Source organism: Psychrobacter maritimus, assembly GCF_904846345.1.
GTDB classification, from domain to species: Bacteria; Pseudomonadota; Gammaproteobacteria; order Pseudomonadales; family Moraxellaceae; genus Psychrobacter; species Psychrobacter maritimus.
Genome location: NZ_CAJHAJ010000010.1, coordinates 41,241 through 53,647 on the forward strand (window position 1 = coordinate 41,241; position 12,407 = coordinate 53,647).

The following is a 12,407-nucleotide window of genomic DNA, read 5'->3' on the forward strand; positions in this document are numbered from 1 at the left end:
TCATTAGCTATCAGTGCTGAGCGTTAAGCTAAGCGATAGAAATACCGATAACAGCCTTATAGCCGCGCCATGTAAAGGGTGTGACATAACTTTGGCGGTCTTTTGGCAGATAAGGAATGCTCGGTATACCTTCAATAATCTTGGGCGGTGAGATAATAAAATCGGCACCAAACTCAGTGCGGGCGTTACCTGAGATGGTATTTGCCATCTCACCCAATAAGTCTTTCATCATCGTAATAGAGGAGTCAGGCTCACCCATTACTGTGATTATTTCCCGCAAAATATTGCTCGGGGCGCTGACATACACGCAGCCTTCAAGCGGTCCAGAGATTGTAATCATACCGCTATAATCATAACCCACGGCATTTTTATTACTGTTTAAATACGGCGTATCAATCACCACTGGCTCATCATCAATCTGCGCGAAAAACGCACTGATTGAGCTTAAAAAGACGCCTAACTTGTCTACATTAACCATAATAGTTTATCGTCCATATCGATCATCATTGGGGGGGTTGGATTTAGTCTTGCAAACAAACCACAATCTCCCCAATTTGACCTCGCCAGCTGACTGGAATGATAAAAGAACGCCCATTTTTAGGCAAAATAATGCTTTGCGGTGAGCCTTTGAACACCAATGGTACAGAGATATGAAACTCTGCGCCAAACTCGTTGCGGGCATTACCAGATACGGTGTTAGCGACCTCTCCTGCCAAATCGACCAAATTGTCTTCGCTCTTATCGGTTTCACCCATACTGTCTAGGATACTGGCCAATAACGCGCTGGTGGCAGAAAAATAAACCACGCCTTTTTGTACCCCTGAGATACCGATGACACCTGTATAATCATGCACTTTAGGCTGCTGATTTTCTAGTAAATAAGGGGTATCAACAATCAGCTCTTCAGTACCAAACTGATTAAAGTAATTGGTAATGATACTCACAAAAATTTGTAACTTTTGCTCTTTCATAATGTGTGTTCTTTAATAAGATATTTACTTAATTTATTAGGGCGTGTCCTAACGGCTAGTCTTGGACAAGCTCATACAAAGACTCTACCAGCTCTTCTTCTGAAAAAGGCTTGCATAAGAAACCGCTCGCACCCAATGATAATGCTTCAATGCCAGTCGATTTATCAGACAACGCCGATACCACTAAAATCCGCACTTCAGGGTCAATCGCAATGATTTTTGCAATACATTCAAGTCCATCCATTTGTGGCATGGTTAAATCCATGGTCACCACGTCAGGACGATGGATATTGAATTTCTCGACGGCTTGGACACCGCTGGTTGCCGTAGCAACCAACATAAACTGACCAGAATCATAAGCGCGCTGAATACGGTTTCGAATGATATTTGAATCATCCACAATCATTAATTTGTACATAGTTTCTTTATTGTCCTTAATTACGCAGCAGGCAAGGTAATGACAAAACGGGTCATTTTTCCAAGCTCAGTATTAACGTTAAGCTTACCGTTGTGCTCTTTGACTAACGCCTTGATGACGTCTAAGCCCACACCGCGACCGCCATCTTCATCGGCTTGTTCTTTGGTTGAGAAACCAGAAGCAAACAAGGTTTTGAGCAGATCACCATGAGTCATCTGACTTGCCTCTTCTGCACCAAAGCGACCATCGGCAATCAGCTTATGACGAATACCTTCATAGTCGATACCTTGACCGTCATCTTGCAAGGCGATGATTAAGTTTTGATTATCACGCTGCATCTCTAAGTCAATACTACCGATTGCAGACTTACCTGCTGACTGACGCGCTTCAGGTGATTCGATACCATGTACCACCGCATTACGTAACAACTGAATACTGATCTCTTTGATCGGTTGTTTGAGGCGTTCAGGGATGTTTATATGTGCTAAATTATGGCCGTTTAGCTGTACTTGTTTGCCTTGTCTTACCGCAATATCTTTGGCAAAATCTTGATAATAAGATAAATACTCGTCATCTGACTCATCACTCAAATCAACTTCACTACCGCCATCGAAATTTATGCTAGTGGTAGCAACATCTGCTACTTGGGCTTGGCCAATGCTTGGTTGTGGCGCAGTCTTTATTGGCGCTACAGGGTTTGTACTACTGGGAGCTTTTGGCGCTGCCTGATTAATGCGTTCACCTAGCGTCTCAATGGTGTTCGAGAGGCTGAGTAAGTCATCCAAATGGACCGCTAGCGGCAAGAAGTTATTGCCCGATAGCTTGCCCTGATTTTGCAATGCATCAAGCTTGTCTTCCGCGTCTGACGCAATTTTAGTGAAGCTATGCAGTTTTAGTGCTGATGCTTCGCCTTTTAAGCTGTGCATTTCGCGATAAATCGCATTAAGCTTACCTTCAAGCTCAAATTGCGAGCTACCAGGGTTTTTCAAAATATTGTTCATTTTATCGATATGAGCTTTGGTGTTATTAATAAACTCATTAATGATTTTTGGATTGACGTTTAAGATGGTGGTCAACATCTCAATTTGCATGTCATTTTGCGAACGCTCTTTTTCTAAGCGCTGTTCTAGATAAACGGCATCTGATACGTCATTAACGTTGACCAGAATGCGTGCAATGTCTTTATCTTCATAAACACGTGAAAACTTAAAGTCTAGGAAGCGGCTCGTGGTGCTCTCTTCGCCAGATGCATTGTGTAGCATAACTTTATGCAATGGGTTTAAAGAATCAACCAATTTTTCTTTAACGCGTGGGTTATACAATTGCTCGATAAACTGACGTGTGGTTTTCAGATCTTTGTCTGAAATACGACCGCGTAGTACATCGGCAAAGTTCTCTCCTGCCAGTCTTTCTTCACCAATAATGCCATTTAAGGCTCGAGAATGCTGCTGACCAATATTCAAATCTTTATCTAACAAGAATAGACCCGTATTGACGGTTTCCATGATTTCTTGTGTTTCGCGGCGAGCAGCCAATGCTTCCGCATCGGTATCACGCAAACGGCGTACAAAGAAGAATACGAAGATTAGGAAGTAAGCAAAAATAGCCGCAACACCTAATATCTGAATCAGACGTATGGTGTCTGCTTGGCGTTCTGCGTTGATAAACACTTCATTGGTAAGCTGGTCTAACGAATCGTTTATCAGGAGGCTTGAGGTTTTTGCCTGTTCAACCGCTTGAATCAATTCATCAGATGAATCGACCATGATGTTATCAGCGTCTTTTAGATAATTTTGAATCTTAGGCTCTAAAAGTAACCACTGCTCATTCGCCGCAGCAACGTTGGTTTGAGAGTTATTATTAATTTTCGGTAAATTATAGCTTTTGCCATCGACATCGGTAATTTCACCACCTTGTTCAATGGCAGTGATAGAGCTAGTAATAAGCGATGTATTTTGCTCCAAACGCTCTAATACTCTTTGGATATGCGGCGAGTTGGTGTCTTCACCGTAACTGCTATCTAAGTCAAATAAGTCTTTAATTACCGCTTGCGCGCTATTGGCGACTTGGTTGGTTCGATCAATTAAAACCGTGTTTCTTTCAAGCAAGCTTGAGGTATAAAAAGTAAACGCCAGCAAAGCGCCAATCAGCGATAAAAACAGTGCAATTGAAATAATCAGACTGTGATAGCGTTTATTGTCAGTATTATAGGTGGTTGCCATCTTCAGTATTCCTTAATTCGTTTGCTGATTATTTGAAGTACTTTTGGTCGCAGGCTCAGTCGCACCTAGCCATTTTTCTTCAATTTCTTTAAATGTACCTTTTGCTTTTAGCTTGGTAATACCTTCGTTTACGCTCTTTATGAGCTTGGTATTTTCTTTTGCCATTAAAACGACCTGCTGTGCTGAAGGAGCATCTGCTGCTTCATAAGGTACAATCTTAACTTTATGTTCTGGATAACCTTTTATAATGTATTGTAAAACTGGCATGTCATATAAGAACACATCAGTATTACCTTGAACTAAGTCCTGATAAGCCAAAAATGCAGTAGATCTTGAAACCAGTTCAACTGAACTGCCCATCTCTTTTAGAGTATCTTCTTCTTTAGAACCTTCTAGCGTACCTGTTTTTAGACCTTTGATATCGTTTAAATCTTTGATATCAAACTTTCCTTCCAAGTACATAATAGTAGCTGGATTAAAAAAGTAAGGCGTTGATAGACCATATCTAACTGCACGATCATCTTTATAAGAAATACCAGAAATAGCTAAATCACGTTTTCCCGATTCCACGCTATCAAACATGTCCTGCCACGTTTCTTTATAGAACTCGACTTTAAAGCCTTGCTCTTCCCCAATGGCTCTAATCGAATCAACATCAGTGCCTTGCATGTTGCCATAATCATCTTGAAATGAGAAAGGCGGTAAATCACCAGTCATCGCCACCTTTAATGTTGGTGCTGTATCAGGAAGTTTACTTACAAAATTGTCTTTATGTTCCGTTACTGTTGTACCAGATGCACTAGCATTATCTTGGGTAGAAGAATTTCCACATCCAAATAAGCCGACACTCAATATAACTGGTAACACTCGATATAATAGCTTCATCTCTTATCCTTAAGCCTCGATTTTGTTCTAAAAAAAATCAGTTATAAAAACAATTCTGTAAGTTCAAGCAAGGTATTAAAACACTTAATTACAGAAAATTACCTTAGATAATAATTGAGCAAGTCTACTATTGCAATAATTTTGTTTAGCTATAGCGTACATATTTTTATATATGACAATAAGCGTATATAAAAATATTATGAATTATTGAAGTTATTGCTTTAGTGTTTAATAGACATACATCCATTAAAAATGGATATTTTAATACAATAGATAGATAAAAAAGGAAAGATGGCATAAAAAGCAGACATAAAAAAAGTATTCAGGCATTTTCTACGCACTGAATACTTTTTTGTATAAGTTAAAATTAAATGAAATTTATCGGTTAATTATTCCGCATTATCCAAATTCAAATTACGGTCTATTTGCCAAATTAAATAAGTACCAAGACTCATCAGCGCAAACATCGCGATACCGATTTTCAATACCGGATTGACGGGGAATAAGTTTAATAATAAGCCGCCGAAGATACCAACCGAAAACATCAACGAGCCTTGTAGCGCACTTGCCATACCAGCGCGGCGTTTTTGGAAAGCGAGCGCAATCGCCGATGCGTTTGGCTGCGTCAAACCTAAACCAGCAATACAGAAGAAAATACAGGCTAAAACCAGCGGCAACCATGCATCAGTACCAAAAACCACCCCTAATCCAAACAGTGCGCCAGCAGAGATGACTTGCATCATCGCACCAAAACGCAGAATACTCAAAATGCGGAAACGATTGGTCAGCCATTGATTCAGCTGGGTTAAACCCACAAACCCTGCCGCATTCATGCCAAACAACCAACCGAAATGTGTCGCTGACATACCATAGGTATCCATGATTAATTCAGAAGCAGAGCTAATATAGACAAACATCGCTCCCATCAGTAGTCCGCCACCAATCGCTGGATAATTAAAAGTCGGATCCTTTAATAAATCCCAATATTGGCTCAGCACTTCTTTGGCAGGACGAATATTACGATTTTCTTCGGTGAGCGTCTCAAAAAAGAAAAACTTGGTGAGCAGTAAGTTTAGCGTGCCAAAGGCCGCCAAAAACCAAAAGATAGAATGCCAACTAAAGAATTGTAAAAATATAGCACCCAATGACGGCGCTAATATCGGCGCTAAACCCATCACCAATATCATGATAGAAAAGGCTTTCGCCGTTTGCTTAGCAGTCAGGCGATCACGAATGGCAGCACGGGTAACAACCGCACCAACACAAGCACCAAGCGCTTGCAACGTACGACCAACAAACAATACGTATTCATTATCGGTGGTGGCACAAATAATCGAGGCAATCACATATAAAGTCATGCCGATATATAAAGGTTTGACGCGTCCAACGCGATCACTGAAAGGGCCATAAAACAGCTGACCAAATACCAAACCGACAAAATAAGCTGGAACGGAATTGGCCATAAATGCAGTCGAGACACCAAAATCCTCTGCCATCGATGGTAATGCAGGCAAATACATATCAATCGATAATGGCCCGACTGCAACGATAAGCCCAAGCATCATAATCCATGCAACAGGCAAATCGGCAGAGCGCACTCGGTCAGCAGCATTCGGTTTATTAGGCAGGGAGGATTTTGGAGCAGACATAATTAGACCATATGATAGAGTGATTATTATTTTATTATTGATGCCTGATTTGTTTTGTAATTTTAATAAGCTTTTATTTTAAACCGAGCTTTGTTAAAAATGACTTCTACAAACAATCATGCCTACTGACAGGCAGCGACGCAAGCAGACATTCAGGCAGCGACGCAAGCAGTCTAGAAAAACAGATAATGCTATATTGCACTATCTGCTTGTAATTCAATAGACGCTTGATGTGAATAAAACAAACCTGTGTAACTAAAACAATCTATCAATACATGGCTAAATTTTTTAACGGAATTGACGTTTGCCAAAAGCGGTACTGGCTTGCTTGGCTTTTCTAAGCGCCAGTTTACGGTTGCGACCAAACATCATTTTTAACTGCCACACTTTTTCTTTATATAACGTGGTGGCTGGCTGCTGGAACATGGCATTGATAACGCGCTTACTTGCCAGCACCGCATCAGGTGAGCGCTCAGCAAACTCAGCAGCAAGCTTTTGTGCCTGCTGAAGTGGCGTCTCACTACAATGGCTAACCAAACCAAGCGCTTTGCCTTCCTCAGCATCCACGGTACGAGCCGTCATTGCCAGCTCCTTTAAGATATCAGCGCGTACGACGCCAAAGCCTGATTGGGTTAAGCCCATGTCAGGTACGAGCCCCCACTTGGCTTCCATAATAGACAATTTGCATTCAGGATGGCTAATACGCACATCACAAGCCAGCGCTAGTTGTAAGCCTGCGCCAATACAATAGCCTTCTAACACGGCAATTACTGGCACAGGAACATCACGCCAAACCAAGCAGACGCGTTGAAATAAGCTTTGCCAAGGTTTAATAAGCTCCCATAACGCAAAGGCTTGGTTTTTGGGATGGTTTAAATCGCCTAGATCGATACCGGCACAAAACGTGCCTTCAGCGCCATTAAGAATCACTGCGCGTATACTTTTATCCTTACTGATACGACCAGCGACCGCTATCAACTCTTCGACCACTTTAAAACTCATGGCGTTCTTTTTTTCCGGTCGATTAATGGTCACCGTTAATATATTGTCATTGGCGCTGACTTGTAATGTCTCATACTGGTAAGTGGCAATAGCGTGCATAATCATCCTTAATAATAAATAAAACAACTATAATGGTTGGGGCTCAGATTAATATTAACAGCCTTGCTTCAACCCTTCCTTATCAATAACTGACTGCTAGGGTATCGTTTATCATCAAGACCATCCAAGTTCTATCTCAACTCTAGCTCAGTTTTGCCTCAGCCCTATAAAACCAGCTGCCTTAAATCATTTTCCATGTCATATCATTTTCACTTAAGCGGTGATAATTAAGCTGCGGATAAGCCGATAAATCCAGTGTTTGTAAGTTATTTAACGCGGTCAATAGTGCTTCATAATAAGGCTCGAGCATCGCAAATTGAGCGGGCGTGGTATGTTGGATATTTAATAAGCATTTATCCTCTAAATCTTGGCTGGCTTGCCGTAACTGCGGCACGCCCGTATAGCGACTGCCGCCTAAGATACGATGGGCAATTTGCGCAAGCGCACTGCGGTTGCGACTCTCCCATGCCTGCATCAACGCTTGCTTTTCATCATTAATGGTATCGAGCATCATAATAATCAGCTTGGCAGCCAAATCGGGTTTATTGGCTGAACGCGTCAACGCATCTTGCCAATTTAAAATCTCCGAGGTATCAAGGGCGTTTGCGCCCAAGTTCGTATTACTTTGCCCTTGCGTTGTCTCTACAGTTTGCTCATCTTTAGCACTCTCTGTCATTTGATAGGGCGGATAAACCAATGGTGCTTGCCCCTGCCCTTGATAGCGCAAATTCTCATAGCGTGGCTTTTCATAGCGTGGCTTCTCGTAACGTGGTTGGGTTTCGCGCGGTGTTTCGCGTCTATAATCTTCACGCGGCTGACTGTCGCGCAAATAGTCGTCACGGATTTTTTTGAGCGATAAAGGTCGGGTGATTTTTGCTGGACTCATCGCGTCAGCATCTCTATGAGAATCAGCATCGTGATGACTATCATCCCCTTTAACCATTGGATAAGTCGGCGCTGTCAGACCTGTATACGCCGTTAAAGAATCTTGCGTTAATGTATTGTTAAAATTAGAACTTGGTAAATCCGAGCTGGGCGAATTTTCAGCGTGTAAATCATCATTAGTAAGGGCGGTTATTGGCGGCACTGAAGTGGTACGACCAAGCCATTTTTGTAGCACTTGTAATAATTGTGGCTGGCTAATAGGCTTACCGACATAATCATTCATACCGCTAGCAATCAGCTTCTCGCGCTCATCAGCTAAGCCATGAGCGGTCAAAGCAATAATGGGAATATGATGATCAGGGGTTTCGATATTACGGATTTGCCGCGCCGCTTCATGCCCTGACATACGCGGCATTTGAATGTCCATAAATATCAAATCAATGCTGTTTTTGTGCGCTGCATTGCCTTTATCATCTGTCGTAGCATCGTCAAGATGTAATGAGTTAACCGCTGATTTACTGACATCATCGCGGGCTTCAGCTTTAGATATTTGGGTCTTTTTCGACAGACTTTGTTTTTCAGTTTTAGCGGTTTTGATATGTTTGGTTTGCTGTTTACTGATGATTTCTATCGCATCAAAACCACTACTGGCGGTAATCACATGGATACCAAGCTCACTTAATAGCGCATCAAGCACCAGTAAGTTTGGTAGATGATCGTCGACGGCTAAGACGGTAACGCCTTTCCAGCGCGGCTCTTGAACGCCACTCGGAGCGCTGCGCTTTTGCGTATCAAGCATCGCATAGAGCTGTCTTTTATCCAATGGCTCATACAAAATATTGGCATGATAACGATTAAGCAGCGCTTGGTCGGCGGCAACTTGATAGCCAAATACTGCCAGCTTACCCTGATAATGCAGGCGAATTTGTTTGAGTAGCGCCATCATATCGTCTTGGGTGTCATCATCCACGATGACCCAATCCCAATAGTTGCCGCGCTCTTTGAGCGACTCAAGTACGCCCGGTAAAGAGTTTGCTTGGGTCAGGGTAATCGGTAAATGTTGTAAGCTGGCTTTCAGCACCTGTATCGATGCCGTATGATTGATCCAAACCAGCACATTAAACTCGTCTGTATCGCTGGCAAGTGGCGCGAGCACGGGCAGTTCAATCGTTTGCCCAGTCGCCGCTTCTAAAACATCGACATGGGCTGGCATCCGAAACCAAAACGTTGCCCCTTGGTTAGAGATGTTTTCTTGCACATTGTCATAAAAACCAATATCGCCGCCCATCAGCCGCGTTAGCTGCTTGGAGATGACCAGACCCAAGCCGGTACCACCATATTGACGCGTAATCGACGGATCGCCTTGGCTAAAGCTTTGAAAGAGCATTTTTTGGTCAGATAATGAAATCCCTTTACCGCTATCTTGCACGCTAATCATTAAGTAATTGTCACGATGATCGTCTAAGCTAACGCGAACGACCACATCGCCGCTATCGGTGAATTTAATGGCATTACCGACGATATTGGTCAGTACTTGTTTAAGACGCAGGGCATCGCCGTTGATGCGCATCGGCACGTCGTTATAAAACAACACCGCCATGCGCAGCCCTTTTTCTGCAGAAACCGGCGATAGCATATCGACGACATCATAAATGGTGTCATAAAGGTCAAACTCGTGACGATCAAGTACAAGCTTGCCCGCTTCAATCTTAGAGAAATCCAATACGTCATTCACGAGTGCCAATAAATGCGCCGACGATTTACGGATGGTTTGCACGTACAAATCTTGTTCAGGATTAAGCTCGCCATGACGTGCCAGCAAATTAATAAAACCATCGATACTGTTTAAGGGCGTACGCAATTCATGACTGATATTGGCCAAAAATGCCGATTTTGCTTGGCTGGTTGAGATTGCCGCATCACGGGCATTACGGATAGAGATATTTTGCATTTCCATCTCATCAAATGCCAAGCGCAAATCATCCTCGGTTTGCTCGGCATGGTCTTTTAAATCTTGGAAGCTAGCATGTAGACGACGTAAAGTCTTGACCAAATCTTGCTGTAATAAATTCAACTCACCATTCGATTCAACCGGAATAGGCTGATAAAGATTGTCTACATGGGTACGTTGTAATTGCAAACGCAGCTCGTAAATCGGCGCAATCCAACGTTTTGAATAGATATTTAAGCTTAATAACAAAATTAAAATGGTAAATAAGCCAGTAATCGCCAGCGCCATGGCAATACGATAACGGGCAATATAAAGCGGCTCGTTATCCATATCGACCATCAGCCACACTTGCTGCCCGTCAAACTCACCCAAGGTACTGCCGTAAGCTGTGCCAATAGGCGTGGGCTTTTGCGATAAAAAGCGCTCTGATGCATCTATCAGTGGCCATGCCTCATCGATACCATAGCCGACACTGGCCAGTACTTCATTGTTTTGATTGATAATGGCAATACGTTGGACATGCTGCTCCGACTGCATGCGCCCGAGCCTATCTTGAATACCTTCTAACGTCGCTATCGCTGCTTGTGACTTAGTATCTGTTTTGCTTTTACCGTCGCCTGTTTCTGTTTGCTGCTTTTCTTGCTGCTTTTCTTGCTCTAATAGTTCAGGGACGAGCTCCGCAATCGCCGGCGTATAACGAATCAGCACCGCCTCTGCCAATACTTCTTGTTCAGAATTACTGGCGCGCATGGTTTCATAAAACACCAAAATGCCACCCACCGCTGCCAATAAACAAATCGGCAAAAACACCAATATAATCAGCTGACCATAAGCACTACTGGTATCAAAACGTTTTTTGTAAGCCATGCTGGGTTTACTCTCCACTGATATTGGTGACAGATATTATTGATGATAAATATTGTACGATGCGCCTATGTGTTAATAATTGGCTAAGCACTAACGGCAAGCCAGCAATTATAACTTGAGATTATCTTAGCAGGATTCTATCAAAGGCAGTTAGCCATTCATTGACTCATCTTCATTAACCAATGCTTATTAAGCAAGCGTTATTGCTCAACAAGTCGCGCCTAATATTTATGCTTAATAACTTATACATTAATGTAAATACACAAGGTTATAAACAAATAAGCTATCCTCAATAAAAATTTATGCATTAAGCGCAGCTGAAAACAAAATGATATAATGACGCAACTTTTTATTGCGTCACCCTCAATACCTGATAGTCATGAAGTACTGGCCTGTTAATGTCTTAGTACCTATCATTTAAACAGCGCCTATTAAAAACTTAATAATTAATAAGGATACCTTATGTCCGCTACGGCCCAGTCAAACGCCAATTTTATTACGCAAATCACTGACCTTGCCGATTGCGTAGGTCAGACGCCATTGGTTAAATTGCATCGTCTGCCTGAGCAAGAGCAGATTGCCAATGGGGCCGTGGTACTTGCAAAGCTTGAAGGTAATAACCCTGCCGGCTCGGTAAAAGACCGTCCAGCGTTCAATATGATTTATCAGGCTGAGCTACGTGGTGATATTAAACCGGGTGATATGCTGATTGAAGCCACCAGCGGCAATACCGGTATAGCTTTAGCCATGGTTGCGGCGATGCGCGGTTATCCGATGACCTTATTAATGCCAACCAACTCGACCCAAGAGCGTAAGGATGCCATGACCGCTTACGGCGCGACGCTAATCGAAGTCGACGAAGGTATGGAGGCGGCACGCGATATGGCGCTGCAGATGCAAGCGGATGGTAAAGGTATCGTCTTAGACCAATTTAATAATCCTGATAATAAACAAGCACATTATCTCACCACCGGTCCTGAGCTATGGGCGCAAACGGACGGTAAAATCACTCACTTTATCAGCTCTATGGGCACCACTGGCACCATCACTGGGGTGGCGCAATATCTTAAAGAGCAAAACCCTGATGTTAAAATCATCGGTTTGCAGCCTGATGAAGAAGCGTCTATCGCCGGTATTCGCCGCTGGCCTGCTGCTTACATGCCGGGTATTTTTGAAGCCGACTTGATTGATGACATCATGGATGTTGATCAACATATCGCCGAAGTCTATATGCGCAAATTGGCCAAAACCGAAGGCATTTTTGCTGGCGTATCCTCAGGCGCAGCCGCTTGGGCAGCCGTCGAAGTCGCAAAAGAAAATCCAGACGCGGTTATTGCCTTTATCGTTTGTGATCGCGGCGATCGTTATTTATCAACCGGCTTATATAACGTTATCGACAACGATGCTGACGACAGTAACGTGAAAGACAATCTAGATAGTGAAAAATAAAAAGTACGC

Annotated in this window: 9 protein-coding genes; 1 reads left to right on the forward strand and 8 read right to left on the reverse strand. The window is 42.8% G+C overall.

Translation table 11 applies throughout. The features are described 5' to 3' along the window. Positions 1-28: 28 nt before the first annotated feature. The 8 genes from JMX50_RS11665 to JMX50_RS11700 all read right to left on the reverse strand — a co-directional run bounded on the left by JMX50_RS11665 (position 29) and on the right by JMX50_RS11700 (position 10,949). Entirely contained in the window at positions 29-478 is a 450-nt protein-coding gene (locus JMX50_RS11665) for a chemotaxis protein CheX (RefSeq protein WP_201629635.1), read from the reverse strand. 43 nt (positions 479-521) lie between these two features. Beyond that, positions 522-971 carry a chemotaxis protein CheX gene (locus tag JMX50_RS11670; RefSeq protein ID WP_201620206.1) on the reverse strand — a complete coding sequence of 150 codons (450 nt, stop codon included), beginning with the start codon at positions 969-971 and terminating at the stop codon, positions 522-524. 55 nt (positions 972-1,026) lie between these two features. Beyond that, positions 1,027-1,389 (reverse strand): response regulator, encoded by a 363-nt coding sequence (locus tag JMX50_RS11675; protein ID WP_183619966.1) that lies wholly within the window; start codon positions 1,387-1,389, stop codon positions 1,027-1,029. Positions 1,390-1,409: 20 nt separating this feature from the next. Then, positions 1,410-3,611, reverse strand: coding sequence for an ATP-binding protein (locus JMX50_RS11680; protein WP_201629636.1), 2,202 nt, complete (start codon positions 3,609-3,611; stop codon positions 1,410-1,412). A gap of 12 nt (positions 3,612-3,623) precedes the next feature. Further along, entirely contained in the window at positions 3,624-4,496 is an 873-nt protein-coding gene (locus JMX50_RS11685; RefSeq protein WP_201629637.1) for a transporter substrate-binding domain-containing protein, read from the reverse strand. Positions 4,497-4,885: 389 nt separating this feature from the next. Next, complete coding sequence (locus JMX50_RS11690) at positions 4,886-6,145, reverse strand: multidrug effflux MFS transporter (protein ID WP_201629638.1); 1,260 nt, start codon at positions 6,143-6,145, stop codon at positions 4,886-4,888. Between the two features lie 288 nt (positions 6,146-6,433). Continuing rightward, complete coding sequence (locus JMX50_RS11695) at positions 6,434-7,246, reverse strand: crotonase/enoyl-CoA hydratase family protein (RefSeq protein ID WP_201629639.1); 813 nt, start codon at positions 7,244-7,246, stop codon at positions 6,434-6,436. A gap of 181 nt (positions 7,247-7,427) precedes the next feature. Then, complete coding sequence (locus JMX50_RS11700; RefSeq protein ID WP_201629640.1) at positions 7,428-10,949, reverse strand: ATP-binding protein; 3,522 nt, start codon at positions 10,947-10,949, stop codon at positions 7,428-7,430. A 462-nt stretch (positions 10,950-11,411) separates the two neighbouring features. Here JMX50_RS11700 and cysM point away from each other — a divergent pair, with 462 nt between their 5' ends. Further along, positions 11,412-12,398, forward strand: coding sequence for a cysteine synthase CysM (cysM, locus tag JMX50_RS11705; protein ID WP_201629641.1), 987 nt, complete (start codon positions 11,412-11,414; stop codon positions 12,396-12,398). The last annotated feature ends 9 nt before the right edge of the window (positions 12,399-12,407 follow it).